Here is a 25,709-nt window from a genome sequence, read left to right as displayed (position 1 = left end):
GCCATGACCAAGCCCGTGACCGCGCTGCTCGAAGAGCTCCTGGAGCGCATCGCCGCCGACACGCCCGGCGCCGTCGGCGCGGCGGTTTCCGTGCACCACCACGGATCGTCGCTGCGCGTCGTCGCGTCCCGCGGAATCGGGGACGTCTTCGTGCCCGCCCAGCTGGACGGCCTCGGCGGGCCGGTCGCGACCGCCGGTGACACGGGACAGCCGGTCGTCACCGCGGACGTCCTCGCCGACGAACGCTGGCCGTCGCTCACCTTGACCGCCCTGCTCGAGCGCCACCCCGGAGCGGACTGGACGCGCGTCCGCGGTTCCGCCGCGCTGCCCGCGCTGTGGGACACCGAGGGCAGGCTCGTGCTGTCGATGACGCTCGACCGGCCCGCCACCGAAGAGACGCTGAAGGTGTTGCGGCGGCACGAAAGGCTGACGGCGATGGCGCTCGTCGTCGCCGAAGCGGCGCTGCCCGACCGGATCGAGCAGATGCTGGACCTCCTGCAGTCGCGGGCCGCGCTGGAGGAGGCGAAGGGCATCGTCATCGCCCTGCGCCGCTGCGGTCCCGACGAGGCCTGGGCGACGCTGCGGCGCGCCAGCCAGCAGTTCAACGTCAAGGTGCGCGAACTCGCCGTCGCGCTGGTGGAACTGCTGGCGGGCGCGCCGGCGCCGCAGCCCGACGGCGACCGCGTGATCGAACCGGGCCCGGCCGCGCGCGCCGCCGCCGAACAGGTGCTGCGGGCGTTCGAGGGCGGCACGGCGGAGCCGGCCGGTCTGTAACGCCCCGGCCCCCGCGGACGACCTGCCTGCACCGGGATCGCCGATCCCGGACGGCCCGAGGAGGTCCGATGACGGACTCCGGCCCCTGGCCCGGCATCCACCGCGAACGCGCCGCACTGGCCGACGACCTCGCGAACGTGACCGCTTGGTCGACGCGCTCGCTGTGTCGCGAGTGGACGGTGCACGACGTGCTCGGCCACCTCGTCTCGACCGCGACGCTGACCCCGGTGACGTTCTTCGCGCGGCTGGCCGCCTCCGGGTTCCGGTTCTCGGCGATGACGAGCCGGAACATCGCCCGCGAGACCGCCGGCGGCCCGGACGCGACGCTCGCCCGGCTGCGTGCCCACGTCACCGATACGACGGGACCACCGGGGCCGGCGGATTCGTGGCTGGGCGAGGTCGTCGTGCACGGGACGGACATCCGCTGGCCGCTCGGGCTGACCCGCGCGTTCCCGGCCGAGACGCTGATCAGGGTGGCCGAGTTCTACCGGCGGTCGAACCTGCTGATCGGGGCGAAGAGCCGGGTCGCGGGGCTTACCCTGCGGGCCGACGACGCGGACTGGTCGGCCGGGAGCGGGCCGGAGGTCCGGGGGCCGATGCTCGCGCTTGTGATGGCGATGACCGGACGCGAAGCCGCGCTGGAGCGGCTGTCCGGCGACGGGCTCGAGCAGCTGGCGGCCCGCACGACGTGACCCGCGCGCGGCTCACACCGGGTCGACGCGGAACACCGCGATGCGCTCGGCCGCCGCGGCCGCCGCTTCCGGGGTCGGCGCGTCGGCCAGCCCCGTCGTCACCAGCCGCTTCCCCACGCTCGCCGGGCTGTCCGCGACCAGCCGGCGCAGGAGCGGCCGGCGCTCCTCCACCGGCACCTCCGTCAGGCGCGCCGGGGACGTCCGGCGGCCGCGGGTGAGCGTCACTTCGGCCGCCGCTCGCGCGTTCGCGACCCAGGCCGCCTTCGGGTAGGCCTGGAAGATGAACCGCTCGCCGTCGATGGGGATGACCGCGATCGGGAACGTGCGCGGCACGCCGGTGCGCCGCCCCGGGACCGTGAGCAGCTGCATCGGCCCGAACGCGACGCCCAGCCGCTGGAGCCCCACGACGATCTTGTTCCCGGCGTTGACCATCCGCCGGTAGTTCTGCGCTGTTGTCATGCCACGACCGTACACGAAGTCATACGAAACTCATATCATCTGATCTTCGTACTCAGTGGCGCCCCGGGCCCGGCTGGGTTTCCGGCGGCAGCGGGTCCGGCACCGGCGTGCCCGGCTCCGGGGCAGGCAAGTCCGGGTCCGGCCCGGGCAGCGACGGGTTCGGCGCGGCGGGATCGGGCGGGACCGGCTCGGGGGGCGCCGGGGGTGCGGTCATGCGATCTGCGGTCGGCATCGGGTTTCCCTCCGCCAGTGCGGCGCCCGCGGTTCGGGCGGCGTCACCGCTGGTTACCACCCGGGCGCGACGCGGAAACCACCGCGGCCGCCCGGCGGCCGAGGAAGGCCAGCATCCGCGTCTGCTCGCCGGCGTCCGCGGGCGGGTCGAGCTCGGGCCCGAAGAACCCCGGCCGGCGCACGACGTTCGCCCGGGCCCAGCCGAACGCCACCGCCACCAGCTCCGGCTCCAGGCGCACGTCCTGGTCGATGTCCCAGCTGTGGACGACCAGGTCGGTGATCAGCAGCGGCACGATCCCGGCGACCGGCACTTCGCCCAGGCCGGGCAACGAAACCGGGCGGCTCAGCTCCTCCTCGGTCAGCGTCCGGACCGACGCGGCCCGCCACGTCTGTACGGGGTCCGTCCCGGCCAGCACCGCGGGATGGGGCGCGCCCGGCGCACCGGCGGTCTCGCCGTACTCCGCGCCGCTCGCCCACGCCCGCAGCTGGCACTGGCCCCAGACGACGTGCCCGGCGACGTCGCGCACCGACCACTCCGCGCACGCCGACGGCGCGTCCCACCGGCCCTCCGGCACCGCCGCGAGTACCGCGTCGAACTCGTCCTGGGCGCGCCGGTACAAGTCCATGGTGTCCATTTCGCTCCTTCGTCGAGGGTTTCCCCGAGGACGAACGGGCGCGGCCGGACTCGACAGTTGACCCTGACACCGTGTCAGCGCGTATCCCGGACCCATGACGTTCTTCCGCACCGCCACCGAAGTGGCCGCCGGCCTCCGCCGGGGCGCGCTGTCGTCGCGTGACCTGACCGAACAGCTCTTCGCGCGCATCGAGGCCTCCGACGTCAACGCCGTCGTCGCCACGCGCCGCGACTACGCGCTCGAAGCCGCTTCGCGCGCCGACGCGACCACCGGCGGCCCCCTGCACGGCGTCCCGATGACGATCAAGGACGCCTTCGCGGTGGCGGGCCTGCCCACGACCTGGGGCGAACCCGCGTTCGCCGACGCCGTGGCGGATCGGGACGCCGTCGTCGTCGAGCGGCTGCAGGCGGCCGGCGCGATCGTGGTCGGGAAGTCGAACGTGCACCACCTGCTCGCCGACTTCGGCCGGACGGAGAACCCGGTCTACGGGCGGACCGTCAACCCGCGGGACCCCGCGCGGACGCCGGGCGGCTCGAGCGGCGGCGCGGCGGCCGCGCTCGCCGCCGGACTGTCCTTTGTGGAGTACGGCTCGGACCTGGCCGGGTCGATCCGGATCCCGGCGGCCTACTGCGGCGTCTACGGCCTCAAGCCGACGCCGGGAACGGTGCCGCTGCGGGGTTTCCAGCCGCCCGGGCCGGTCACCGACCTGCCCCGGGAGTTCCCGTCGGCGGTCGGCCCGCTGGCGCGGTCGGCCGCCGACCTGCGGCTCGCGCTGAGCGTCACCGCTGAGCGGCTGACGTCTTCGCGCCGGTCGCGGCTCGCGGACTTCCGCGTCGGCGTGGTGCTCGACGACCCGGCCTGCCCGGTGACCGAGGAGGTCGGGGCGGCCTTGTCGGACGCCGTCGACGCGCTAGCCAAGGCCGGGGTGCCCGTGGCCGAAGGCTGGCCGGACGGCGTCGATCCGGTCGTCCAGGCGGACGCGTTCGGCTTCCAGGTGGAGTGGTTCTTTGCCGCGCAGGAAGGCCGCGAACCGGACGGCGCCGACGGCCAGGAGCGGCGGCGGGCGGACCTGGGCGCGGCCTGGGCCCGGTACTTCGCGGACGTCGACGTCTTCCTCTGCCCGACGGTGTTCACGACGGCCCCGGCGCACGACGACCGCCGCCGCTACGACGACCAGGTGTTCTGGATCGCGCAGGCGTCGCTGCCCGGGCTGCCGGCGGTGAGCGCGCCGATCGGCGGCCCGCTGCCGGCCGGGCTGCAGGTGGTCGGGCCGGCCGGCGAGGACGACACCGCGATCACGTTCGCCGAGCTCGCCGCCGACGTCGTCGGCGGGTTCGTGCCGCCTGCGGAATGATCGGGGCGTGTTCTCGATCGGCGACTTCGCCCGCCACGGCCGCGTGTCGGTCCGGATGCTGCGCCACTACGACGCGCTCGGGCTGCTGCGGCCGGCGCGCGTCGACCCCGCGACGGGCTACCGCAGCTACGCGGCGGGCCAGCTGGCGCGGCTCAACCGGATCGTCGCGCTGAAGGACCTCGGGTTCACCCTCGACCAGGTGGCGACGCTGCTGGCCGACGAGGTTCCGGCGGAGCAGGTGCGCGGGATGCTGACGCTGCGGCGCGCGGAGCTGGAGGCGGCGCTGGCGGAGGGCGCGGCGCGGTTGGCACAGGTCGAGGCGCGGCTGCGCACGATCGAGGCGGAGGGAACCGCGCCCGACGTCGTGGTCAAGGAGCTGCCGGCGATGCGCGTGGTGGAGCTGACGGGCGTGGCGGCGGGGTTCGCGCCCGAGGCGATCGGGCCGGTGGTCCGCCCGCTGTGCGCGGAACTCGGTCAGCGCCTCCCCGCGGCGGACGTCACTCCGGCCGGGCGGCTGACGTGCTACTACGAGCAGCGCGCGGAGGACGAGGTGGTGGTCCACGCGGCGGTTCCGGCGTCGGTGGGTGGGGGCGATCTGAACGGGCTGAAGGTGGCGGACCTCCCGGCGACGCGCGCCGCAACACTGGTCCACCACGGCGCGATCGACGGCGTGCTGCCGAGCTGGCAGGCGGTGGTCCGGTGGATCGACGAGCACGGGTTCGCGTCGGCGGGGTCGCAGCGGGAGCTGTACCTGGACTGCCCGGAGGATCCGGCGGGCTGGGTGACGGAGCTGCAGGAGCCGATCGGCTAGGGCCGGTGGGCGTGCTCGGCGGGGAGGTCGCGGTCCAGGTGGTCCGCGTGGTGCAGGGCCTGGGCCAGCAACCCTCGGACGTGGTCGTCCGCTGCCGAGTAGTACACGAACGTTCCCTCGCGGCGGCCCCTCACCAAGCCCGCCAGCCTCAGCTTCGCCAGGTGCTGGCTCACCGCCGTCGGGGCCGCGCCCGCCAGTTCGGCCAGGCAGGCCACCGAAGACTCACCCTGCAGCAGCGCCCACAGGACCTTGATGCGGGTCGGGTCGGCGAGGAGGCGGAACGACTCCGCCGCCAGGTGGACCTGCTCGTCGGTGGGCATGTCGAACTCCGGCAGCGACGCGTGCATGCCGAGAACCTTACTACTTGCGTATCTGCGTGTGTGCGCAGATAGACTCGCAGCATGGGACACGGACACGGGCACAGCCACGACTCCGCCGACCGCGTCGACCACGCGCTCGAAACCAGCGCGCGCGGCCTGCGCACCCTGACCTGGTCGTTCGCCGCGCTGTTCGTGACCGCCGTCGCGCAGCTGGCGCTCGTGCTCGTGACCGGGTCGGTCGCGCTGCTCGGGGACACCATCCACAACTTCGCCGACGCGCTGACCGCCGTCCCGCTCGGCGTCGCGTTCCTGCTGGGCCGACGCGCGGCGACGCGCCGCTACACCTACGGCCTCGGGCGCGCGGAAGACCTGGCCGGGGTGGTCGTCGTGCTGGTCGTCGCGGCTTCGGCGGTGCTCGTCGGGTACGAGTCCGTCGTACGGCTGCTCGCTCCCGAGCCGGTCGGGCACCCGTGGGTGGTCGCCGCCGCGGGCGTCATCGGCTTCGCCGGCAACGAACTCGTCGCGCGGTACCGGATCAAGGTCGGCCGCGAGATCGGCTCGGCCGCGCTGGTCGCCGACGGCGTGCACGCCCGCACGGACGGCTTCACCTCGCTGGCCGTCGTCGCGGGCGCCGCCGGAGTCGCGTTCGGCTTCCCCGCGGCGGACCCGATCGTCGGGCTCGGCATCACCGTCGCGATCTTGTTCGTGCTGCGCGACGCGGCGAAGGAGGTCTTCCGGCGGCTGCTGGACGCCGTCGACCCGGCCTCGGTCGAGCTGGCCGAGCAGACAGCGTCCGAAGTGGACGGTGTGTGCGAGGTCCGCGACCTGCGGATGCGCTGGATCGGGCACCACCTGCGGGCCGAGCTGGCCGTCGCGGTCGCGGCGGAGCTGACGGTCACCCAGGCCCACGCGCTCGCGCACGAGGTGGAGCACCGGCTCGTGCACGTCGTCCCGCACCTGACCGCGGTCGTCGTCCACACCGAACCGGCCGGGGAACGGGTGCACTAGCGGTCACGAACCGACCGGTTCCTCCACCGGCTCCGGCTTCGGGCTCAGCACCCCCGCGAACACCGCGGCCAGCACGCACAGCACCACCGGCACCGCGAAGGTCACGTTCAGCGGCATCCACCGCGTCAGCCCGCCGATCAACGCCGGCCCGGCCAGCAGACCCACGTACCCCAGCCCCACCACGCGGGCCATCAACGCCCCCGAGGCCCGCGTGTCCAGGTTCCCCGCCGCGGTGAACAACTGCGGCACGCCACCGGACAACCCCAGCCCGAACAGCGCCCAGCCCACCAGCGACACCGGCACCCACGGCGCCGCCGCGGCCGTCGTCAGCCCCACCGCCGCCAACGTCGCTCCGTAGCGGACGATCGCCGCCGGGCCTGCCCACGCCGCCACCCGGTCGGTCAGGAAGCGGCCGGTCGTCATGGCCACCGCGAACGCGCCGTACGCCAGCGCCGCCGTCGAGGAGGACGTGCCCAGGACCTTCTCCATGTGCAGCGCCGCCCAGTCGTTCGCCACGCCCTCCGAGAGCATCAGCGCCAGCGCCAGCAACCCGAGCAGCCACACCACGCGGCCCGGCGTCCGGCGGCGAACCACCTGCGACGGCTCGGAAGCGACCACTGCGGGTGCGTCGGTCGGCTCCATCAGGAACCGCGCCGACACCAGGGAAAGCAGCACGCACAGCAGGCCGGTGCACGTGAGCGTGACGCCGGTCGGCACCCCGCCACCGAGCGTCGCCGCGCCGATGACCGCCGCGAACGCGCCGCCGATCGACCACATCGCGTGGAACGCCGCCATGATCGGGCGCGGGTACGCCCGCTCCACCACCACCGCGTGGGAGTTCATCCCGACGTCGATCGCGCCGTTGCCGAAGCCGAACAGGATGAGCGTCAGCCCCAGCGTCCACCACGAGTCCGCGAACCCCGGGCCGCACAGGGCCAGGCCGAGCAGCACGCCCGCCGCCGGGACCAGCCGGCGGTGGCCGAGCTTGTCGACCAGCGGCCCGGCGATCTGCATGCCCGCGAACGCCGCGCCGCCGAGCACCAGCAGCAGCGCGCCCAGCGTGCTGTGCGAGATGCCGGTCGCGCGCTCGACGTCCGGGATGTGCACCACCCACATGCCCATCGCGAACCCGTTGAGGCCGAAGAACATGAAGGTCGCGAACCGGGCGGCGCGCGGGCGGGGCGGGGCGGTCATCGGTTCTCCCAGGGGACGGCGACGTGCACGAGCACGCCGAGCTCGGCCAGCGCCGCGCGCTGGTCCTCGGGCGCGCCCGGGTCGGTGACCAGGACGTCCGGACGGTCGGCGGGACAGACGTGGGCGAGCGCGGCGCGGCCCCACTTGGCGCCGTCGGCGAGCACGATCGCGCGGGCCGCGACGGCGAGCGCCACCTGCTTGACCTCGGCGTCGCCCAGGTCGAAGGCGGTCAGCCCGGCGTCGAGGGCGAACGCGCACGGGCTCAGCACGGCGACGTCGAACCGCAGCGCCCGCAGCGACGCGACGGTCAGCGGACCCACCAGGGCCTGCTCCCCCGGCCTCGGCTCGCCACCGGGCAGCAGCAGTCGCACGGCCGGGTCGTCGGCCAGCTCGCGGACCGCGTGCAAAGAAAGCGGCATGACGGTCACCGGGCGCCCGCGCAGCAGCCGCGCCAGCTCCAGCGCGGTGGTGCCGCTGTCCAGGACGATCGTTTCGCCGTCGCGGATCAGCTCGGCCGCCGCGGCCGCGATGGCCCGCTTCGCCGCGAGCTCCGCCGTCGCGCGGGCGGCGAACGGCGGCTCGATCCCGGACGGCGACGCCGGGACGGCCCCGCCGTGCACGCGCCGCAGGACACCGCGCGAGGCCAGGTGGTCGAGGTCCCGGCGCACGGTCATCTCCGACGCGCCGGTCGCCGACGCCAGCTCCGCGACGGCCACCTGGTCGGCGTCGCGCAGCCGCTCCACGATGATCCGCTGCCGTTCCGCGCTCTTCACCCGGCGATGCTCGCAAGCCGCGGGCATTCGCACAACCGGTTTGTTCGTCCGCTCACGGCGCTTGTGCGAAAACCGGCTGCGGCATGATGGGCCCGTGCACGCCGCCGAGACCACCGCGACCCCGTGACCGGGGGCTACCTGAAGGGCCGGATCCGCCGCGAGGACATCATCACGGCGGCGGCCGCGGCGTACGGCGAGCTCGGCTACCACGGCTCGTCGCTGCGGGAGATCGCCAAGCGCGTCGGGATTTCCCACGCCGGGCTCCTGTACTACTTCCCCACCAAGGAGGCGCTGCTCGCCGCCGTGCTCGAGCGGCGCGACTCCGAGGACGCCGAGCGCGAGCAGCTGACCGTGCCGCCCGGGCTCGAGGTGCTGCGCCACTTCGTCGCGCTCGCCGAGCACAACGTCCGCCATCCCGGGATCGTCGACCTCTACTCGCGGCTCGCCGCCGAAGCCGTCGCCGCCGACCACCCGGCGCACGAGTACTTCGTGCGCCACTACCGGGCCGCGCGCGCCGGCGTGCACGAGTCGTTCGCGGTCCTCGCCGCCCGCGGCGAACTGCGCGACGGCGTCGACCCGGACCTGGCCACGCTGACGTTCATCGCGCTCATGGACGGCCTGCAGGTGCAGTGGCTGACCGTCCCCGGCGACGTCGACCTGGTCGGTTCGCTGCGCTTCTACCTGCAGAACCTGCTCACCGTCCCGCTCTAGAGGGTCTTCGCGTACGGGTCCCAGCCCGCCGGCAGCGCGGGCGGGACGTCGACGGTGCTCGCGACCTCGACGGTCTGCCCGCGGGTCATGGACTCGTCGATGGCCAGCATCGCGTCGAGCACGTGGTAGGCCAGCTCGCCGGACGCGCGTTCCGGCACCCCCGCCCGGATCGCCCGGGCCAGCTCCAGCGTCCCGGTGCCGCGCGAGGCCGCGTGCCCGCGCGCCGGGAGCTCTTCCGGCTCGTCGTGGCCGAGCAGGTGCAGCCGGGTCGGCTCGTCGAACCGGTTGGGGTCCGGCAGCACCGCGGTGCCGAGCGTGCCGGTCAGCTCGACCACCCCGGCACGCTTGAGCGCCGAGTCGAAGCTCAGCACCAGCTGGGCGGAAGCGTTTTCGAACTCGACGAGCGCGGTGACCGTGGTCGGCACCGTCACCGGGAACTCGGTGCCCGCCCGCGGCCCGGACCCGACGACCCGCGTGTCGCGCGCCCGGCCGCCGGCCCCGGTGACGCGCCGGACCGGGCCGAGCAGGTGCACCAGCGCGGTCAGGTAGTACGGCCCCATGTCGAGCAGCGGCCCGCCGCCGGCCCGGAAGTAGAACTCCGGCGCCGGGTGCCACACTTCCGGGCCCGGCACCTGGAAGAGGGCCAGCGCGGTCAGGGGACGGCCGATCCGGCCGGCGTCGACGGCGTTGCGCGCGGTCTGCAACGCGGCGCCGAGGACGGTGTCGGGTGCGCTCGCCACGCGCAGGTTCTTCTCCCGTGCGCGATCGAGGAGCTTGCGGCCGGTCTGGCGGTCGAGGGCCAGGGGCTTCTCGGCCCAGACGTGCTTGCCCGCTTCGAGAGCGGCGAGGCCGACGTCGACGTGCGAAGCCGGGAGGGTCAGGTTGACGACGATCTCGATGTCGGGGTCGGCGAGCAGCTCGGCCACCGTGCCCGACCGCGGGACGTCGTACTCGGCCGCCCGGGCGGCCGCGCGCTCGTCGTCGAGGTCGGCGACCCGCAGCACGCGGACGTCCGGGAAGCTCGTCAGGTTCTCGAGGTAGGTCCCGCTGATGACGCCGGCGCCGATGATCCCGACGCCGACCGGCCCGCCCGTCACCGGCCGGTCCCCGTCAGGAAGGCGTGGCTGGCGGCGATGGCTTCGAAGAGGTCGCCGTCGTAGGCGTCGAACTCGATCACGCGCAGCGCGTCCGGCGCGGCGGCGAGGACGTCCGGGATCGGCACCCGGCCCTGCCCGGCGGGCACCTGACCGGTGGCGTCGGTGGCCAGGCCGCCGTCCTTGACGTGGATCGCGCGGACGCGGTCGCCGAGCCGGCGCAGCAGCGCGGGCGCGTCCTCCCCGCCCGCGGTGGCCCAGTACGTGTCGACCTCCAGCGCCACGGCGGGGTCGAGCTGGTCGGCGAAGACCTCGAAGGCGCTGCGGCCGTCGATCCGCGATTCCAGCTCCCACCAGTGGTTGTGGTAGCCGACCTGCACGCCGTGCTCGGCCGCGACCTTGGCGGCGGCGTTGAGCGCATCCGCCGTCGCGGCGATGTCGGCCGGGTCCCGCCACTGCTCGGGCCGGACGAGCGGGTCGATGACCAGGCCGATGCCCAGCTCGGCCGCGGTGGCGAGGACGGCGGCCTGGTCGGCACCGATCAGCCGGGCGTGCGCGGTCGGGGCGGTCAGGCCGTGGGCGGGCAACCCGGCCCGCAAAGCTTCGGCGTTCTCGACGACGCCGTACGGCTCGACCCGCGTGAACCCGAGCGCGGCGAGCCGCCGGAGGGTGCCGTCGGGATCGGCCGCGAAGGCGTCGCGGACCGAGTACAGCTGCACGGAAAGCTCGCTCATCACCGGCTCCTGGAGGTCGCGGGGTTCCCTGAATTTCTACCACTCGGTCAAAATTGACACCAGGGATTTGCCGCCCGGTCCACCGGACGGCCGCACCGCGCGTGCCGAGGCTCACCGCCGCGGTTGTTTTGGCGAGGGCCGGTTGGGGCAGTAACGCTTCGACGAGATCAGGCCGATCCGATCCGGGAGGTGCCGGTAGTGGACAGGGCAGGGGACGAAGTGGACACGGGGGCCGTCGGCTACCCGGCGTCCCGTCGCGACCTGACGGAACTGTCCGAGGCCGCGCGGGACCTCGACCGGCGGATCGAGCAGCACCTCGAACGGCTGCGCCGCGAACGCGCCGAGCGCGCCCGCGACTACATCCCTGACCAGCGGCTTCGCCCGAGCGGCTGACCTCGCGTTTACCGCGCGGACGCGAACTACTACGCTGGGTGGCCCCACGCCGAAGTCCTGTGAGGTCGCCATGTCCGAGACGCTGTCCCCGAGCCAGAAGCCGGTGGGAGTCGATCCCGACCGGCCGAGCATCGCCCGGATCTACGACGGCTTCCTCGGCGGCAACAACTACTACGAAGTCGACCGCGTCGTGATGGAGAAGATCCGCGCGGCGGTCCCGGAAGCGGTCGACATCGCCCGCGGCAACCGCGGTTTCCACAACCGCGCCCTGCGGATGCTGGCGAGCCAGACCAAGATCCGGCAGTTCCTCGACTGCGGCTCGGGGCTGCCGACGGCGGAGAACACGCACCAGATCGTCCAGCGCATCGACAAGGACCACACGGTCGTCTACGTCGACAACGACCCGGTGGTCCTCGCGCACGGCCGGGCGCTGCTCGTCGAGAACGACTTCACACACATGGTCGAAGCGGACATCTTCACCCCGCAAGAGGTGCTCGGCAACGACGAGGTGCGCGGCCACATCGACTTCTCCGAGCCGGTCGCGCTGCTGCACGTCGGCACGATGCACCACTTCGAGGGCGACGGCGCGGTCGACGTCATGCGCGAGTACATCGACGCGCTGGCCCCGGGCTCGTACGTGGTGCTGTCGCACTTCTTCGACCCCGAGGTGCCGGAGCTGACCGCGATCGCGAAGCGGATCGAGCAGATCCTGGTCCAGGGCCCGCTGGGCGCCGGCCGGTTCCGCACCCGCGTGGAGATCGAAGCCATGCTGCCGGGCCTGGAGTTCCTCCAGCCGAACGCGACGTCCGGCCCCGGCCTGGCGGTGTGCGACGAGTGGTGGCCGGACGGCCCCCGGCTCACGCCGCTGTCGGGTTCGGCGAAGTGCGTGGCCGGGATCGTCGGCGTCAAGCGCTAACGCAGCCGCCACAGGTGGTCGGCGGTGCCGGTGTCGCCGAACTGCACCACCTGGGCGCTGTCCGCAGTGGACATACTGTCGACGCCGAGCACCTTGCCGGAGTTGCGGTTGACGATCCGGAACCAGCCGCTGCCGTCGTCGCGCAGGCGCCAGAGGTGGTCGGCCGAGCCGTTGTCGGTGAACTGGACGACGACCGCGCTGTCCGCTGTGGACATACCGTCCACGCCCAGCACCTTGCCCGAGTGGGCGTTGCGGATCAGGAACCAGCCGTCGGCGGTGGCTTCGAACGTCCACAGGTGGTCGTCGGTGCCGTTGTCGGCGAACTGCACCACTCGCGCACTGTCCGCAGTGGACATACTGTCGACGCCGAGGACCTTGCCGGAGTTGCGGTTCTCGATCCGCACCCGGCCGTCCGGGACGAGCCGCCACACGTGGTCGGCCGAACCGTTGTCCGCGAACTGGACCACTTGCGCACTGTCCACCGTGGACATTTGATCGACGCCCAGCACCTTGCCGGAGTTGCGGTTCTTCAGCCGCCACCAGCCGTCGCCGTTGTCGATGAGCTGCCAGAGGTGGTCCGCGGTGCCGTTGTCGGTGAACTGCACGACCCGCGCACTGTCCGCGGTGGACATCTGGTCGACGCCCAGCACCTTGCCCGAGTGGTGGTTGCGGACGCGGTACCAGCCGTCTCCGTTCGCGATGAGGTGCCAGACGTGGTCGTCGGTCCCGTTGTCCGCGAACTGCACCACGCGCGCACTGTCCGCAGTGGACATCTGATCGACACCCAGCACCTTGCCGGAGTTGCGGTTCACGATCCGGAAGCCCGCTCCCCCGCCGCCCGGCGACCACGGGTGCCCGTTCGGGTCCGCCGTCGGGAACGACGTGACCCGCAGCCGCGCGGCACCCATCGGGATCAGCGTGACCGTCTCGACCGGCGCCTCGCTGCGCGCCGGTGACGCCTGCAGCGGCGTGACGACGTCCTGGTCGTCCGCGGTCCACTCGGCGATCTTCCGCGCGGACGCGGTGATCTTGACCGGCGCGGCGTCCGGCGTGAACGGGTTGGCGGGCAACGCGCCGCCGGCCGCGGAAAACGTCAGCCCCGCGCCGACGGTGAGGCCGTAGTTCCACGGCGTCGTCGCGTGCACGGCGTACTCCGGGAACCGCGCGGTCCCGCCCAGGCTTTCGTAGCTCTCCCCGATCTTCAGCGAGTACGTCAGCGGGCCGTGGTCGACCGACACGGAGTCGTGGTTCGCCGGCCAGACCCGGGTGGTGGTGCGCTGGGGCAGGGTGAGCGTGACGACGTCGCCATTCGCCCAGGTCCGGTCGACCTTGACGAACGCCGGCCCCGCCGCCGCGGCCACCGTCGCCCCGGCGACGACCAGCCGGGGCGACGCGCACCAGCCGGGAATCCGGAAGTACAGCGGGAACGCCAGCGGCTTCGGCGTCCGGACCGTGAAGGTGATCTGCTCGGAGAACGGGTAGGTGGTGTCCTCGGTGATGGTCACGGACGTGCCGTCGCCGACCTTCGCCGTGACGCTGCTGGCCGAGTACATCGCCGCGGCGAGGCCGTTGTCCGGCGTGGCCAGCCACAGCTCTTCGGTGAAGTACGGCCAGCCCATGCCGTAGTTGTGCGGGCAGCAGCGGTACTGGTCGACGCCAGGCAGGTAGGCCTGCATCGCGAAGCCGTTCTGGAACTGGCCTTCGCTCTTGGGCACGTCGTCGAGGTCGACGCTGTTCGCGCTGGTGATGTAGTGGACCGCGCGCCCGGCCGGGTCGAGCGCGGCGGGCAGGGAGTTGAAGGCGAGGTCCTCGCAGCGGTCGGCCCAGACGGGGTCGCCGGTCAGCCGGGTGAGCAGCTCGTGGCTCGCCATGAACTCGACGATCCCGCAGGTCTCGAAGCCCTGCCGCGGATCGCCGAAGCCGGGCCGCGCGTTCTCGTCCCCGGCGAAGCCACCGCCGGCGAACTGGCCGTACGTCGCCATGACCGTGGCGTAGTCGGAGTAGGTGGCACGGGTCAGGCTGGCGTCGCCGGAGCGCAGCGCGTACTGGGCGGGCTCGCGGAAGCCCTGGGCGATGTTGACGTTGTGCAGGCTCGGCAGGTTCCCGACCCAGTTGGCGCCGTACGCGTGGATCTTGTCGGCGAGGTCGAGCAGGAAGGTGTCGCCGGTGCGGTTGAAGAGCCAGAAGACACTGTCGAGGCCGTCGCCCCAGCGGACGGACACCCAGCTGGAGTCGAAGGCGCTCTTGCCCTGAGCGTTCATGTACTCGAGGAACCGCGTGAAGAACGGGACGACGCGGGTATCGCCGGTGTACTCCTGCCAGGAGCGCAGGGCCTGCAGGAGCGGGAGGTACGGCCAGAAGTCCGGGCCGTTGTTCAGCGCGGTCCGCAGGGCGGTGGGCCCGAAGAAGCCGTCGGACTGCTGGGTCGCGAGGATGGCGTCGATCCACTTGCCGGCGGTGGCTTTCGCGGTGGCGTCCCCGGTGACGGCGGCGAGGTCGACGTAGCCGCGCAGCCAGTACGGCACCTCTTCCCAGCCGGTGCGCTCGGGGTGGACCCAGCCGCTGGTGGAGAAGTCGAGGAAGTGCGATGTCTCGGCGTAGTGACCGCAGAGGCCGTCGAGCTGCAGGTTCAGCTGGCCGGCGAGCCAGCCTTTCGCGGTGACGGCCCCGGGCGGGAGCTTGAGGAAGGCGGCCGGCTTCAGCGGGGCGGCGTTGGGTGTGTAGAAGCCGCCTTGCGCGGGGGCCAGCCTCCGGCGGACGACGGCGGCGGCCGCGGGGCCGCCGTTCGCGCCGGTCAGCAGGGTGGCGGCGACGGCTCCGGCGACGAACTGCCTGCGGTTCAGCGACACGGGAGGGCCTCCGCTCGGCTTTACAACGTTGTAAAACCAGTCTTACCCGAGTTGATGCAACGTTGTAAATCCGCCGTTCGCCGGAGGCCGGGGCCGCACGACCCCGGCCTCCTCGTGACCGGGCGCCGGTCAGGCGATCGTCCGCAACCGGCGGAGGGCGAAGTACACCAGCGCCGCCGTCAGCACGACGAAGATCCCCGCCTCGATCGCCTGGAACGTCCAGAACCGGTCCCCCGGCTGGAACTCCAGCCAGTTGTACGCGCCGGGTCCGGCTTCGCTCGGCCCGCAGCCGCCGGCGCCGCAGGGGCCGATCTCGGAGTTGGGCAGGACCATCTCCCCGGCCGCGTTGCGGACGCCTTGGGACAGCACCCAGTCACCCGACGCCGTGTTCGGCGTCTGGGTGCCGTCCGGGAAGAACGTCAACGTCTGCGCGGGCAGGTAGCGCGGCCGGGCCAGGACCTCGATCGCGACGCGGACCGCCGCGAAGCCGACCAATGCGATTCCCATGGCGGGCAGCACTTTCCGCCAGTACGTCCCCGCGAAGATGCCCAACGCCAAGGCGAACAGCGTGTAGGCGATCGGGACGACTCCCTGGACGTCGAACGAGAAGTAGCCCAGCCGCCCGGTGCTCGCGGTGACCAACGGCTCGAACCACCACGAGACGCCCAGCGCATACCCGACCGCCAGCACCACGGTGATCCCGCCGACCAGGCCGAACTTCACCAGCGCCCAGTGGAGGCGGCTGACCCCCTGGGTCCACACGAGACGGTGGGTGCCCTGCTCGGCCTCGCGGGCGACCAGCGGCGCGCCGAAGAACACGCCGACCAGCACCGGCAGGACCACGAACAGCACGGCGACGAACACCATGCCGCCGAACTGCTGCTCGAACTGGTGGCCGAGCCCGGTGCAGCGGCCCACCTCCTCGGTCTGGGTGATCATCGACGCGCTGCCGAGCGCGGCCCGGCAGGCGGGCAGGCCGAGGCTGTCGAACTTCGTGTGCATCGCCAGGCCCGTGGGCACCATGATCGCGGCGAGCGCGACCAGGGCACCGAGGGTGAACAGCGCCTGCTTGCGGTGCTGGCGCCAGGTCAGCCAGATCACGCCGGCACCCCCCACGCATCCGCCGCGACGCGGGTCTCCGCTTCGGCGAGGTGCGCCAGCACCAGGTCCTCCAGGGTCACTTCGTGCTCCGTCCACAAGGGATCGACCGGGCCGTCGCCGCGGCGGACGAGCAGGGTCGACTGGCGTTCGGTGTGGCTCGCGCGGACCACCTTCGCCACGCCGGCGATCGACTCGCTGCCGGCCCGCGGGCCGACCAGCGTGCGGTGCGTGTCGAGCAGCTCGTCGACCGCCCCGGTCAGCTGGACGCGGGATCGCTGCAGGACGATCAGGTAGTCGCAGCTGCGCTCGAGGTCGGCCAGCAGGTGCGAGGACAGCAGGACGGTCGTCTCGCTCTCGGCCACCGCCCCCATCAGCGCCTGCATGAACTCCCGGCGCGCCAACGGGTCCAGGCTGGCGATGGGCTCGTCGAGCAGCAGCAGCCGCGGGCGCTTGGCCAGGGCCAGCGCGAGCGCGACCTGCGCCCGCTGGCCGCCCGACAGCTTGCCGACCGGTTTGTCCGGCGGGATGCCGAGCCCGGCGAGCCGCTCGCGGGCCAGCGCGGCGTCCCAGCGGCGGCGGTTCAGCTTGCCGCCCATGGTGACGAGCTCGGCCGCGGTGAAGTCGCGGTACAGCGGGGTGTCCTGCGCGACGAACCCGATGTCGGCGAGCACCGACCGCGGGTCGCGGCCGAACACGCGCACCTCGCCCGCGTCCGGCCGCAGCAGCCCGACGGCCAGGTGCAGCAGCGTCGTCTTGCCCGCGCCGTTCGGGCCCACCAGCGCGGCGATCCGCCCGGCGGGCACGTCCAGCGTGCAGTCCTGCAACGCCCACGTGCGCCCGTAGCGCTTGCCCAGCGCCCGGGCCTCGACTGCCGGCTCCATTCGGGAACTCCCTACGCAAGGTTGCGGGGCACCGCGGTGCCCCGCAACGTGGTCTCGATGAGCGCGGCGATGTCGTCGGCCGACATCCCCGCGGCTTCGGCGCGCTCCAGCCAGGCCACGAGCTCCTCGCGCAGCCGCGCCTGGTTGCCCAGCGACGGCCCGGCGAGGTCGCCGGTGACGAACGTGCCCACCCCCGGCCGGCCCTCCGCGAGTCCCTCCAGGACCAGCTCGCGGTACGCCTTGAGCACGGTGTTCGGGTTGATCGCCAGCGCCTGGGCCACTTCGCGCACCTTCGGCAGCTGGTCGCCGGGGCGCAGCAGGCCGACCCGCAGCGCCTGCTTCACCTGGACGACGAGCTGCATGTACGTGGCGACCCGCGAGCGGCCGTCCAGGACGAACTCGATCACCCGACACCTTCCTATTGTCCTACGACATTAAGACAACACCCGCGACCACGCCGCTGTCAAGGAGCGCCCGGCGGGCATAGGGTCTCGATCGAGACGCACACCGGCACCCGGGAGGCAGGCATGTCGTTGTTGGACGGGCTGAGCAAGGCACTCGGCGACGGGTCGGTCGAGATCGTCGACCTCACCGCTCCCCTGAGCGCGAGCACGCCGATCCTGCAGCTGCCGGAGCCGTTCGCCAACACGATCCCGTTCCGCCTGGAGGAGATCAGCCGCTACGACGAGCGCGGCCCGCGGTGGTACTGGAACGACATCCACACCGGTGAGCACACCGGCACGCACCTCGACGCCCCCGTCCATTGGGTGTCCGGAAAGGACGGTCACGACGTCTCGCAGGTGCCGCTGAAGACGCTGGTGGCGCCGGCGGTCGTGCTGGACTTTTCGGCGCAGGCGGCCGAGAACCCGGACTTCCTGCTCTCGATCGACGACGTCCGCGCGTGGACGGCCGAGCACGGCCCGCTGCCCGACGGCGGCTGGCTGCTCTACCGCACCGGCTGGGACGCGCGCAGCCACGACCAGGAGGCCTTCCTCAACGCCGACGACACCGGCTCGCACTCCCCCGGCGTCTCGCCCGAGTGCGCGCGCTGGCTCGCCGAGGAATCCCCGATCACCGGGCTCGGCGTCGAGACCGTCGGCACCGACGCGGGCCAGGCGCCCGGGCTCGAGCCGATGTTCCCCTGCCACGAACTCCTGCTGGGCGCCGGGAAGCACGGCTTGACGCAGCTGCGGAACCTGGCCGCGCTGCCGCCGACCGGCACGCTGCTCGTCGTCTCGCCGCTGCCGATCGTCGGTGGCTCCGGCAGCCCGGCCCGCGTGCTCGCCCTGGTGGAGCGGTGAACGTCGCCGAACTCGTCGGCCGCACGCTGGCCGGCCTCGGTGCCGGCACGGCCTTCGGGGTGGTGGGCAGCGGCAACTTCGAGGTGACGAACGCGCTGCGCGCGGGCGGCGTCCGGTTCGTCGCCGCCCGCCACGAAGGCGGCGCGGCGAGCATGGCCGACGCGTACGCGCGGATGAGCGGACGGGTCTCGGTGCTGTCGCTGCACCAGGGCTGCGGGCTGACCAACGCGCTGACCGGCATCACCGAGGCGGCCAAGAGCCGGACGCCGATGCTCGCGCTCACCGCCGACTCCGCGGGCGCGTCGGTGCTGTCGAACTTCCGCGTCGACCAGGACGGGCTGGCCGCCGCGGTCGGCGCCGTCCCGGAGCGGGTGCACTCGGCCGCGAGCGCGGTCGCCGACACCGTCCGGGCTTTCCGGACCGCGCGGCAGCAGCGCCGGACCGTCGTGCTGAACCTCCCCCTGGATGTCCAAGCTCAGCCCGCGCCTTCACCGGCCGAGCCGCTGCCGCCGATCGCCGGTCCGGCGCTCGTCCGGCCGGACCCGGCGGCGGTCGCGGCCTTCGCGGACCTCCTCGACGCCGCCGAACGGCCGGTGTTCATCGCCGGCCGCGGCGCGCGCGGCAGCCGGGAACCGTTGCGGGAGCTGGCTTCCCGGTGCGGGGCGCTGCTGGCGACGTCGGCCGTCGCGCACGGGCTCTTCCACGACGACGAGTTCGCGCTCGGCATCTCCGGCGGCTTCGCCTCACCCCTGGCCGCCGAGCTGATCGTCGGCGCGGACCTCGTCGTCGGCTGGGGCTGCGCGCTGAACATGTGGACCACCCGGCACGGCAAGCTGCTCAGCCCGCACGCGAAGCTCGTCCAGGTCGACCTCGAGCAGAGTGCGCTGGGCGCGCACCGGCCGATCGACCTCGGCGTCACCGGCGACGTCACGAGCACCGCTTCGGACGTCCTCGCGATGGTCAAGGAGCAGCCGGGCTACCGCTCCGGCGAGGTCGCGGCGCGGATCGCGACCGGCCGCTGGACCGACGTCGAGCACGAGGACCTCTCCCGGGGCGGCCGGATCGACCCGCGGACGCTGAGCAGGCTGCTGGACGAGCTGCTGCCCGCCGAGCGGATCGTCTCGATCGACTCCGGCAACTTCATGGGCTACCCGAGCGCGTACCTGTCGGTGCCGGACGAACAGGGGTTCTGCTTCACGCAGGCGTTCCAGAGCATCGGGCTGGGCCTGGGCACGGCGATCGGCGCGGCGCTGGCCCGCCCGGACCGGCTGCCGGTGCTCGGCACCGGCGACGGCGGGTTCCACATGGCACTGTCCGAACTGGACACCGCGGTCCGGCTCGGCCTGCCGCTGGTGGTGATCGTCTACAACGACGCCGCCTACGGCGCGGAGGTCCACCACTTCGGCGACGCCGACATGACGACGGTCCGGTTCCCCGACTCCGACCTCGCCGCGATCGGCCGCGGCTTCGGCGCCGACGGCGTCACCGTGCGGTCGCCCGAAGACCTCTTCGCGGTGCGCGAATGGCTCGCGGGTCCGCGTGACGCGCCGCTGGTCATCGACGCGAAGATCGCCGACGACGGCGGTTCGTGGTGGCTCGCGGAGGCGTTCCGGCACTGACCCGGCCTCGACAGCGGCCCGGGCGGAGCTGGATGCCGTGTTCGACGTCGTCCGGGATCCCCGCTTCCCGGGCCGGGTGAACGACATCGCGGTGGAGTGCGGGAACTCGCTCCACCAGCCGCTCCTGGACGCCTTCGGCGTACGTCGTGGCGGATCATTACGGGTTCACTTCGGACAACGCCCGGCTGGAACGGCGGCTGGGTTCGTGGCCGTCGTTGACCCCGCTGCGCGGTTCCTGGCTGGGTGCGCTCGACACTGCGTACTTCCCGACGAACCGCGAATACCCGTCTGGTAGCAAGGGTTTCCCCGGCGTGGACGCGTACTTGTACGAAGGTCCGATCGATACGATGCTGCGCGAGCCGTTGTCGGCCCGCACGCTTCTCGACACCGACTACCTGAACGAACTCCGCCGCCGGGCGACCGCCATCGACGCGCCGCCGGACGGGCTGGCGTGGCCGGAGTCCTTCTTCGACCGGGAGCGCACGTCCGGAGTTCTGCTGGGCGGCTAGTCCACCCGGTGGGACACCCAGACGTTCGGCTCGACGTAGACCGCGAAGTCCTGGGCCGTCGACACGAACACCGGGGCCAGCGCGCCCGGGACGAGGACCGGGCCGTCGCTCTCGAACGGCAGCCCGGTCCAGCGGCGCCAGTCTTCGAGGGGTGCCTGGACCGTCGCCGAGCAGCACGCCACCGACTCGATCCGGCCGCCGGCTCGCACGTGCGTGCGCAGCCAGCGGTCGGCCGGCAACCCGTCCGGCCGCGTCTCGGCGGCGTAGTCCTGCATCGACGAAGACGGCGCCCCCGCCTTGTCCGGCGGGCGGACCGGGATCACCAGCGAGGTCAGCCCGGCCGCCGCCGCGCGCATGCCCTCCAAGACCCTTCGCGAGTGGCCGTGCCCCTGGTGGTCCGGGTGCACCGCGATCTCCAGCGCGCACGCCGTATCCGGGGTTACGTCGTCGAGCGCGTCCTCCGCGGCCCACACCGCCACCTCGTCCCAGCCGCGTGAGGGAAGCGGCCCACGGCTGCGGAACGGCACCATGATCCCGCGCGCGACCGGCCGGTCGTCCACCAGAAGCGCCACGACCAGGTGCGGCCAGCGACGCGCCACCCGGCGGCCGCGGACCAGCAGGCTCGGCAAGCTGCCGGCCATGAACGACGGCGAGCCGGGCGGGTACGGGATCGCGTAGACGGCGTCGGCGAGGTCCGGGCGCTCGGCCAGCGTCACGAGCACGTCAGGTCCCCCGCGACCAGGACTCCAGCGCGATCAGCGTCTTCGTGCCGGTGACCTGGTGCTGGCGGCGGATCTCGTCGATCGTCTTCTGCAGGTGGGCCATGTCCCGCACCCGCAGCCACACGAGCGCGTCCGGGTCGCCCGCGATCGTGAACACCGCCTGCGCCTCGGGCATCCGCGTGGTCGTGCGCAGGATCTCCGCGACCTTCGTGTTCCCGACGAACCGCAGCTCGGTGAACGCCTCGATCCCCCAGCCCAGCTTCGCGTGGTCGACCTGCACGGTGAACCCGGTGATCACGCCGGTCTCCCGCAGCCGGTCGATGCGGCGCTTGACCGCGGCCGTCGACAGCGTGACGCGGCCCGCGATGTCCGACAGCGTGCGGCGGGCGTCTTCGCGCAGCAGGCCGAGGATTTCGTGGTCGGTCGCGTCGAGCGGCTCTTCGGTCATGCGTCCGAGCGTAACTTCGCGCAAAAATCCGGGCCAGTCGACGCGAGAGCCCACCGAAATTTGCGTCTGGGATGCTGATCCGGCATCGCCTGTTGCGTAGCTGTGGCAGGCATCGCACTGTGCCCGGAAGCACATCGACGCGAAGGAGGCCCGCGCCGTGGAGACGTTCACGCTGGAGGACCGCTACCTGCGGGAAGCGGGGACCGTGCACCTCACCGGGGTGCAGGCGCTGGTCCGGCTGCTGTTCGACCGCGTCCGCCACGACCGCGCCCACGGCGGCGACCCCGCCGTGTTCGTCTCCGGGTACGAGGGCTCGCCGCTGGCCGGCTACGACCTCGAGCTCGGCCGCCGCGCGAAGCTGCTGGAGAAGCACGACGTCGTCCACCGCCCGGGCCTCAACGAGGAGCTGGCCGCGACCTCGGTGATGGGCAGCCAGCTCGTCGCCGGCGCCGGCGGGCAGCGCGGCGTCACCGGGTTCTGGTACGGCAAGGCCCCCGGCCTCGACCGCGCGACCGACGCGCTGCGGCACGCCAACCTGGCCGGTACCGACCCGCGCGGCGGCGCCGTGGCGCTGGTCGGCGACGACCCGAACGCGAAGTCCTCGACCGTCCCGTGCGCCTCGGAACTCGCGCTGGCCGACCTGGCGATCCCGATCCTCTATCCGGCCGACTCCCAGGACGTCCTCGATCTCGGCATGCACGCGGTCGAGCTGTCGCGGGCCGCCGGCGTGTGGACGTCGCTGAAGATCGTCGCGAACGTCGCCGACGCGTCGGGCACGGCCATCGTCGATCCACAGTGGACCGCCCCGGAACTCGAAAAGGGGTACCGCCACACGCCGACGTCACGGCTGCTCGGCACGAGCCTCGCCGAGCTGGAACGCAGTCTCTTCACCGTCCGGCTGCCGCTGGTCACGCAGTACCTGCGCGCGAGCGGGGTCAACCGGATCACCGCGCGCGGCCCGGCCGACCGGATCGGCATCGTCTCCGCCGGGAAGTCCTACCTGGACCTCCAGCAGGCGTTCCGGTCCCTGGGTCTCGACGCGGAAAGCCTGCGCCGGCACGGCATCCGCGTGCTCAAGCTTGGCGCGATCCACCCCCTCGAACCCGGGATCGTGCGCGAGTTCGCCGAGGGCCTCGACGAGATCATCGTCGTCGAGGAGAAGCGGTCGTTCGTCGAGACGGCTCTCAAAGAGGTTCTCTACGGCGTTCCCGGCGCGCCCGCGATCACCGGCAAGAAGGACACCGACGGCAGGACGCTGTTCACCGAGCTGGGCGAGCTGGACCCGGACGGCATCGCAACCGGCTTGGCGCGACGTCTTCCCGAAGGCATTCCGTCGGTCGAAGCCTATCGAGGACGCCGTCGCCGCGAACGCATTTCGGTGCCGCTGCTCGCGCGCACGCCGTATTTCTGCTCCGGCTGCCCGCACAACTCGTCGACGAAGGTCCCCGAGGGCACGCTGGTCGGCGGCGGCATCGGCTGCCACACGATGGCCCTGTTCATGGAGCCCGACCAGGTCGGCACCGTCCTCGGCGTGACGCAGATGGGCGGCGAGGGCACCCAGTGGATCGGCATGGCGCCGTTCGTCGAGGCCGAGCACTTCGTCCAGAACATCGGCGACGGCACGTTCACCCACTCCGGCAGCCTCGCCGTGCGCGCGGCCGTCGCGGCCGGCGTCAACATCACGTACAAGCTGCTCTACAACTCCGCCGTCGCGATGACCGGCGGCCAGGACGCCGTCGGCGGGCTGCCGGTCGAGAAGGTCGCCGAGCTGCTGCTCGTCGAGGGCGCGAAGAAGGTCGTGATCACCAGCGACGCGCCCGCGAAGCTGCGTCGGCGCAAGCTCCCCGCCGGTGTCGAGGTCCGCGACCGCACGGAACTCCTGGCGACGCAAGAGGAACTGGCCGCGGTCAAGGGTGTCACCGTGCTGATCCACGAGCAGGAGTGCGCGGCCGAGAAGCGGCGCAAGCGCCGCCGCGGCAAGCAGGCCACGCCGACGACCCGCGTCGTCATCAACGAGCGCGTGTGCGAGGGCTGCGGCGACTGCGGCACCAAGTCGAACTGCCTGTCGGTGCAGCCGGTCGCGACGGAGTTCGGCCGCAAGACCGCGATCCACCAGTCGTCGTGCAACGTCGACTACTCGTGCCTGGCCGGGGACTGCCCGTCGTTCGTCACTGTCGTGCCCACCGGAAAGAAGCAGCGCCGGAAGCTCGGCGAGCTGGCCGCCGACGCCGTCCCCGCGCCCCCGGTGTCCGAACCGGACTTCACCGTGCGGATCACCGGGATCGGCGGCACCGGCGTGGTCACCGTGACGCAGATCCTCGCCACCGCCGCCGTGCTCGACGGGCGGCACGTCCGCACGCTCGACCAGACCGGGCTGGCGCAGAAGGGCGGCGCGGTGGTGTCCGACCTGAAGGTGACGGCGGAGCCGGTCGAGCAGGCCCCGAAGCTGGCCGCCGGCGAGTGCGACCTCTACCTGGCGTGCGACGCGCTGGTCGGCGCGGACGCGGCGAACCTCGGCGTGGCCGACGCCGCGCGCACCACCGCGGTCGTGTCGACCACCGAGGTGCCGACCGGCCGGATGGTCGTCGACACGACGGTGTCCTTCCCGGACCCCGGCAGCGTCCTCGCGCCCCTGGAGGCCGCGGCGAAGCGCACGGTGTCGCTGGACGCGCGCGGCCTGGCCGAGGAGCTGTTCGACGACGACCAGTTCGCGAACGTGCTGCAGCTCGGCGCGGCCTTCCAGACCGGCGCGATCGGCTTGCCGGCCGCGGCGATCGAGCGCGCGATCGAGCTGAACGGCACCGCCGTGGCGGCGAACCTGCAGGCCTTCCGCCGCGGCCGCCAGCTCGTCGCCGAACCCGAGGCCCTCACGACGGCTGAGGCGCCGACGCGGTCGGTCGCGCAACCGTCCGTGCGGAAGCTGGTGCACGCGGAACCGGGTTCGGAGCTGGCGCGCCTGCTCGACGTCCGGGTCCCGGATCTGGTGGCGTACCAGGACGAGCGCTACGCGCGGGCGTACGCGGAGTTCGTCGAGCGGGTGCGGGTGCTGGAGGACGGGCCGACGGAGATCACCGAAGCGGTCGCGAAGCACCTGTACAAGCTGATGGCGTACAAGGACGAGTACGAGGTCGCGCGGCTTTCGCTCGACCCCGCGTTCACGGCGGGTCTCGAGGAGCAGTTCGGCGAAGGCACGAAGTACGCCTACCGGCTGCACCCGCCGGTGCTGCGGGCGCTCGGGATGAAGCGCAAGATCAGCCTGGGCCCGTGGTTCCGCCCGGCGTTCCGGGTCCTGCGGGCGCTGCGCCGGCTGCGCGGCACGCGGCTCGACCCGTTCGGCCGCGCCGAGGTGCGCCGCGTGGAGCGCGAGCTCATCGAGGACTACCGCGGCATGGTGCTCGCGGCCTTCACGGCAGCCGACGTCGACCGCGCCCGCGTCCTCGCGCTGGCCGAGCTGCCCGACCTGGTCCGCGGCTACGAGGACGTCAAGCTCGCCAACGTCGCCCGGTACCGCGAGAAGCAGGCCGAGGTGCTCACGCCCGCAGGTAGCTGAGCATCGCCTGGGCACCGTCGGGGACGCGCAGCTTCGAGCTGACGTCCCCGGCGTGCTGCCGGGCGGCCGCGGTGCCGATCCCGAGCAGCCGCCCGATCGTCGGTACCGAGTGGCCTTCCGCCAGCAGCGCGACGACCTCGCGTTCGCGCGCGGTGAGCGTGCCGACGGGGTCGCCGGGCCGCGGCCGGGCCAGCTGGAGGGCGACGACGTCGCGGTCGAGCACCGTGCCCCCGGCGGCGACGCGCCGCAAGGCGTCGAGGAACTCGCCGGGCTTGCCGACGCGCTCCTTGAGCAGGTAACCCGCGCCGCCGCCTCCGGCGGCCAGGAGGTCGCCCGCGTAGCCGTCTTCGACGAACGCCGAGAGCGCGAGGATCGCGAGCCCCGGCATGATCCGGCGCGCTTCCAGAGCGGCCCGCAACCCTTCGTCGGTGAACGTCGGCGGCATCCGGACGTCGACGACGGCCAGGTCCGGTGCCTCCGCCGCGACCGCGGCCAGCAGGTCGCCGGGGTGGTCGACGGCCGCGACGACGTCGAAGCCTTCGCTGCGCAGGAGCAGCACGAGCCCCTCCCGCAGCAGGGCGTCTTCTTCCGCGATGACAATGCGCACGACGGCTGCCTCCTCGCCTCCAC

General features: G+C 73.0%; 27 protein-coding genes. 12 read left to right on the top strand and 15 right to left on the bottom strand.

Translation table 11 applies throughout. The annotated features are described in order from the left end of the window. Nucleotides 1-3 precede the first annotated feature (3 nt). Nucleotides 4-774: an ANTAR domain-containing protein gene (locus ACZ7OH_RS36315; RefSeq protein ID WP_470284993.1), complete on the top strand. Its 771-nt coding sequence runs from the start codon at nucleotides 4-6 to the stop codon at nucleotides 772-774. 68 nt (nucleotides 775-842) lie between these two features. Next, complete coding sequence (locus ACZ7OH_RS36310) at nucleotides 843-1,466, top strand: maleylpyruvate isomerase family mycothiol-dependent enzyme (RefSeq protein WP_470284992.1); 624 nt, start codon at nucleotides 843-845, stop codon at nucleotides 1,464-1,466. 12 nt (nucleotides 1,467-1,478) lie between these two features. On the opposite strand, the gene ACZ7OH_RS36305 is transcribed toward ACZ7OH_RS36310, so the two are convergent. From ACZ7OH_RS36305 to ACZ7OH_RS36295, 3 genes are read right to left on the bottom strand one after another with little or no spacing between them, the layout of a single operon-like run. Next, nucleotides 1,479-1,925 (bottom strand): nitroreductase/quinone reductase family protein, encoded by a 447-nt coding sequence (locus ACZ7OH_RS36305; RefSeq protein WP_400898053.1) that lies wholly within the window; start codon nucleotides 1,923-1,925, stop codon nucleotides 1,479-1,481. A gap of 52 nt (nucleotides 1,926-1,977) precedes the next feature. Then, complete coding sequence (locus tag ACZ7OH_RS36300; protein WP_470284991.1) at nucleotides 1,978-2,157, bottom strand: hypothetical protein; 180 nt, start codon at nucleotides 2,155-2,157, stop codon at nucleotides 1,978-1,980. Nucleotides 2,158-2,200: 43 nt separating this feature from the next. Next, the gene (locus tag ACZ7OH_RS36295) at nucleotides 2,201-2,791 is read right to left on the bottom strand and encodes a TIGR03086 family metal-binding protein (RefSeq protein WP_470284990.1); all 591 of its coding nucleotides are present in this window, start codon (nucleotides 2,789-2,791) and stop codon (nucleotides 2,201-2,203) included. Between the two features lie 94 nt (nucleotides 2,792-2,885). On the opposite strand from ACZ7OH_RS36295, the gene ACZ7OH_RS36290 reads away from it, so the two are divergent. Together ACZ7OH_RS36290 and ACZ7OH_RS36285 are read left to right on the top strand one after the other, a co-directional pair. Continuing rightward, nucleotides 2,886-4,145, top strand: a complete 1,260-nt coding sequence (locus ACZ7OH_RS36290) for an amidase family protein (RefSeq protein ID WP_470284989.1) — start codon at nucleotides 2,886-2,888, stop codon at nucleotides 4,143-4,145. 7 nt (nucleotides 4,146-4,152) lie between these two features. After that, entirely contained in the window at nucleotides 4,153-4,956 is an 804-nt protein-coding gene (locus tag ACZ7OH_RS36285; protein WP_470284988.1) for a MerR family transcriptional regulator, read from the top strand. On the opposite strand, the gene ACZ7OH_RS36280 is transcribed toward ACZ7OH_RS36285, so the two are convergent. Then, nucleotides 4,953-5,303 carry an ArsR/SmtB family transcription factor gene (locus tag ACZ7OH_RS36280; RefSeq protein WP_470284987.1) on the bottom strand — a complete coding sequence of 117 codons (351 nt, stop codon included), beginning with the start codon at nucleotides 5,301-5,303 and terminating at the stop codon, nucleotides 4,953-4,955. The two genes, ACZ7OH_RS36285 and ACZ7OH_RS36280, sit on opposite strands and share 4 nt — an antisense overlap. Nucleotides 5,304-5,357: 54 nt before the next feature. Between ACZ7OH_RS36280 and ACZ7OH_RS36275 the strand changes: the two genes are divergently transcribed. Beyond that, nucleotides 5,358-6,284, top strand: coding sequence for a cation diffusion facilitator family transporter (locus tag ACZ7OH_RS36275; protein ID WP_470284986.1), 927 nt, complete (start codon nucleotides 5,358-5,360; stop codon nucleotides 6,282-6,284). Nucleotides 6,285-6,287: 3 nt separating this feature from the next. Here ACZ7OH_RS36275 and ACZ7OH_RS36270 read toward each other — a convergent pair whose 3' ends face one another. Then, nucleotides 6,288-7,478, bottom strand: coding sequence for an MFS transporter (locus ACZ7OH_RS36270; RefSeq protein WP_470284985.1), 1,191 nt, complete (start codon nucleotides 7,476-7,478; stop codon nucleotides 6,288-6,290). Continuing rightward, nucleotides 7,475-8,251 carry a DeoR/GlpR family DNA-binding transcription regulator gene (locus ACZ7OH_RS36265; protein ID WP_470284984.1) on the bottom strand — a complete coding sequence of 259 codons (777 nt, stop codon included), beginning with the start codon at nucleotides 8,249-8,251 and terminating at the stop codon, nucleotides 7,475-7,477. The genes ACZ7OH_RS36270 and ACZ7OH_RS36265 overlap by 4 nt, the downstream gene beginning before the upstream one ends. Nucleotides 8,252-8,374: 123 nt before the next feature. Here ACZ7OH_RS36265 and ACZ7OH_RS36260 point away from each other — a divergent pair, with 123 nt between their 5' ends. Further along, nucleotides 8,375-8,962: a TetR/AcrR family transcriptional regulator gene (locus ACZ7OH_RS36260; RefSeq protein ID WP_470284983.1), complete on the top strand. Its 588-nt coding sequence runs from the start codon at nucleotides 8,375-8,377 to the stop codon at nucleotides 8,960-8,962. On the opposite strand, the gene ACZ7OH_RS36255 is transcribed toward ACZ7OH_RS36260, so the two are convergent. Together ACZ7OH_RS36255 and ACZ7OH_RS36250 are read right to left on the bottom strand one after the other, a co-directional pair. Then, nucleotides 8,959-10,059 (bottom strand): Gfo/Idh/MocA family protein, encoded by a 1,101-nt coding sequence (locus ACZ7OH_RS36255; RefSeq protein WP_470284982.1) that lies wholly within the window; start codon nucleotides 10,057-10,059, stop codon nucleotides 8,959-8,961. The two genes, ACZ7OH_RS36260 and ACZ7OH_RS36255, sit on opposite strands and share 4 nt — an antisense overlap. Beyond that, nucleotides 10,056-10,790, bottom strand: coding sequence for a sugar phosphate isomerase/epimerase family protein (locus ACZ7OH_RS36250; RefSeq protein WP_470284981.1), 735 nt, complete (start codon nucleotides 10,788-10,790; stop codon nucleotides 10,056-10,058). Before ACZ7OH_RS36250 ends, ACZ7OH_RS36255 begins: the two co-directional genes overlap by 4 nt. Before the next feature lie 198 nt (nucleotides 10,791-10,988). On the opposite strand from ACZ7OH_RS36250, the gene ACZ7OH_RS36245 reads away from it, so the two are divergent. Both ACZ7OH_RS36245 and ACZ7OH_RS36240 read left to right on the top strand, forming a co-directional pair. Next, on the top strand, nucleotides 10,989-11,183 hold the full coding sequence (locus ACZ7OH_RS36245) for a hypothetical protein (RefSeq protein WP_470284980.1): 195 nt from the start codon (nucleotides 10,989-10,991) through the stop codon (nucleotides 11,181-11,183). 70 nt (nucleotides 11,184-11,253) lie between these two features. Further along, nucleotides 11,254-12,099, top strand: coding sequence for an SAM-dependent methyltransferase (locus ACZ7OH_RS36240; protein ID WP_470284979.1), 846 nt, complete (start codon nucleotides 11,254-11,256; stop codon nucleotides 12,097-12,099). On the opposite strand, the gene ACZ7OH_RS36235 is transcribed toward ACZ7OH_RS36240, so the two are convergent. The 4 genes from ACZ7OH_RS36235 to ACZ7OH_RS36220 form a co-directional block, all read right to left on the bottom strand. After that, on the bottom strand, nucleotides 12,096-14,948 hold the full coding sequence (locus ACZ7OH_RS36235) for an RICIN domain-containing protein (protein WP_470284978.1): 2,853 nt from the start codon (nucleotides 14,946-14,948) through the stop codon (nucleotides 12,096-12,098). The two genes, ACZ7OH_RS36240 and ACZ7OH_RS36235, sit on opposite strands and share 4 nt — an antisense overlap. 129 nt (nucleotides 14,949-15,077) lie before the next feature. Next, the gene (locus tag ACZ7OH_RS36230) at nucleotides 15,078-16,049 is read right to left on the bottom strand and encodes a transporter (RefSeq protein WP_470284977.1); all 972 of its coding nucleotides are present in this window, start codon (nucleotides 16,047-16,049) and stop codon (nucleotides 15,078-15,080) included. Further along, nucleotides 16,046-16,930, bottom strand: a complete 885-nt coding sequence (locus ACZ7OH_RS36225) for an ABC transporter ATP-binding protein (RefSeq protein WP_470284976.1) — start codon at nucleotides 16,928-16,930, stop codon at nucleotides 16,046-16,048. The genes ACZ7OH_RS36230 and ACZ7OH_RS36225 overlap by 4 nt, the downstream gene beginning before the upstream one ends. 11 nt (nucleotides 16,931-16,941) lie before the next feature. Beyond that, complete coding sequence (locus tag ACZ7OH_RS36220) at nucleotides 16,942-17,337, bottom strand: GntR family transcriptional regulator (RefSeq protein ID WP_470284975.1); 396 nt, start codon at nucleotides 17,335-17,337, stop codon at nucleotides 16,942-16,944. Between the two features lie 120 nt (nucleotides 17,338-17,457). On the opposite strand from ACZ7OH_RS36220, the gene ACZ7OH_RS36215 reads away from it, so the two are divergent. From ACZ7OH_RS36215 to ACZ7OH_RS36205, 3 genes are all read left to right on the top strand, one after another. Then, nucleotides 17,458-18,231: a cyclase family protein gene (locus tag ACZ7OH_RS36215; RefSeq protein WP_470284974.1), complete on the top strand. Its 774-nt coding sequence runs from the start codon at nucleotides 17,458-17,460 to the stop codon at nucleotides 18,229-18,231. Beyond that, the gene (locus tag ACZ7OH_RS36210) at nucleotides 18,228-19,850 is read left to right on the top strand and encodes a thiamine pyrophosphate-binding protein (protein WP_470284973.1); all 1,623 of its coding nucleotides are present in this window, start codon (nucleotides 18,228-18,230) and stop codon (nucleotides 19,848-19,850) included. Before ACZ7OH_RS36215 ends, ACZ7OH_RS36210 begins: the two co-directional genes overlap by 4 nt. 146 nt (nucleotides 19,851-19,996) lie before the next feature. Further along, nucleotides 19,997-20,359, top strand: coding sequence for a hypothetical protein (locus ACZ7OH_RS36205; RefSeq protein WP_470284972.1), 363 nt, complete (start codon nucleotides 19,997-19,999; stop codon nucleotides 20,357-20,359). Here the strand turns inward: ACZ7OH_RS36205 and ACZ7OH_RS36200 are convergent. Together ACZ7OH_RS36200 and ACZ7OH_RS36195 are read right to left on the bottom strand one after the other, a co-directional pair. Continuing rightward, entirely contained in the window at nucleotides 20,356-21,081 is a 726-nt protein-coding gene (locus ACZ7OH_RS36200; protein WP_470284971.1) for a GNAT family N-acetyltransferase, read from the bottom strand. The two genes, ACZ7OH_RS36205 and ACZ7OH_RS36200, sit on opposite strands and share 4 nt — an antisense overlap. Nucleotide 21,082: 1 nt before the next feature. Beyond that, nucleotides 21,083-21,529 (bottom strand): Lrp/AsnC family transcriptional regulator, encoded by a 447-nt coding sequence (locus ACZ7OH_RS36195; protein WP_364461332.1) that lies wholly within the window; start codon nucleotides 21,527-21,529, stop codon nucleotides 21,083-21,085. A gap of 157 nt (nucleotides 21,530-21,686) precedes the next feature. Between ACZ7OH_RS36195 and ACZ7OH_RS36190 the strand changes: the two genes are divergently transcribed. After that, entirely contained in the window at nucleotides 21,687-25,079 is a 3,393-nt protein-coding gene (locus tag ACZ7OH_RS36190; protein ID WP_470284970.1) for an indolepyruvate ferredoxin oxidoreductase family protein, read from the top strand. On the opposite strand, the gene ACZ7OH_RS36185 is transcribed toward ACZ7OH_RS36190, so the two are convergent. Then, nucleotides 25,060-25,686 carry a response regulator gene (locus ACZ7OH_RS36185; RefSeq protein WP_470284969.1) on the bottom strand — a complete coding sequence of 209 codons (627 nt, stop codon included), beginning with the start codon at nucleotides 25,684-25,686 and terminating at the stop codon, nucleotides 25,060-25,062. The two genes, ACZ7OH_RS36190 and ACZ7OH_RS36185, sit on opposite strands and share 20 nt — an antisense overlap. Nucleotides 25,687-25,709 lie beyond the last annotated feature (23 nt).

It is taken from the genome of Amycolatopsis sp. NPDC114478, assembly GCF_055633805.1.
Note: the sequence above shows the minus strand (reverse complement) of the source record. Positions and strands in the feature narration are given on the sequence as shown.

Bases quoted from the DNA above. Each gene is read 5' to 3' on its own strand.
- ACZ7OH_RS36315 (WP_470284993.1), top strand. From the start codon at position 4: ATGACCAAGCCCGTGACCGCGCTGCTCGAAGAGCTCCTGGAGCGCATC.
- ACZ7OH_RS36310 (WP_470284992.1), top strand. From the start codon at position 843: ATGACGGACTCCGGCCCCTGGCCCGGCATCCACCGCGAACGCGCCGCA.
- ACZ7OH_RS36305 (WP_400898053.1), bottom strand. From the start codon at position 1,925: ATGACAACAGCGCAGAACTACCGGCGGATGGTCAACGCCGGGAACAAG.
- ACZ7OH_RS36300 (WP_470284991.1), bottom strand. From the start codon at position 2,157: ATGCCGACCGCAGATCGCATGACCGCACCCCCGGCGCCCCCCGAGCCG.
- ACZ7OH_RS36295 (WP_470284990.1), bottom strand. From the start codon at position 2,791: ATGGACACCATGGACTTGTACCGGCGCGCCCAGGACGAGTTCGACGCG.
- ACZ7OH_RS36290 (WP_470284989.1), top strand. From the start codon at position 2,886: ATGACGTTCTTCCGCACCGCCACCGAAGTGGCCGCCGGCCTCCGCCGG.
- ACZ7OH_RS36280 (WP_470284987.1), bottom strand. From the start codon at position 5,303: ATGCACGCGTCGCTGCCGGAGTTCGACATGCCCACCGACGAGCAGGTC.
- ACZ7OH_RS36275 (WP_470284986.1), top strand. From the start codon at position 5,358: ATGGGACACGGACACGGGCACAGCCACGACTCCGCCGACCGCGTCGAC.
- ACZ7OH_RS36270 (WP_470284985.1), bottom strand. From the start codon at position 7,478: ATGACCGCCCCGCCCCGCCCGCGCGCCGCCCGGTTCGCGACCTTCATG.
- ACZ7OH_RS36250 (WP_470284981.1), bottom strand. From the start codon at position 10,790: ATGAGCGAGCTTTCCGTGCAGCTGTACTCGGTCCGCGACGCCTTCGCG.
- ACZ7OH_RS36240 (WP_470284979.1), top strand. From the start codon at position 11,254: ATGTCCGAGACGCTGTCCCCGAGCCAGAAGCCGGTGGGAGTCGATCCC.
- ACZ7OH_RS36225 (WP_470284976.1), bottom strand. From the start codon at position 16,930: ATGGAGCCGGCAGTCGAGGCCCGGGCGCTGGGCAAGCGCTACGGGCGC.
- ACZ7OH_RS36215 (WP_470284974.1), top strand. From the start codon at position 17,458: ATGTCGTTGTTGGACGGGCTGAGCAAGGCACTCGGCGACGGGTCGGTC.
- ACZ7OH_RS36195 (WP_364461332.1), bottom strand. From the start codon at position 21,529: ATGACCGAAGAGCCGCTCGACGCGACCGACCACGAAATCCTCGGCCTG.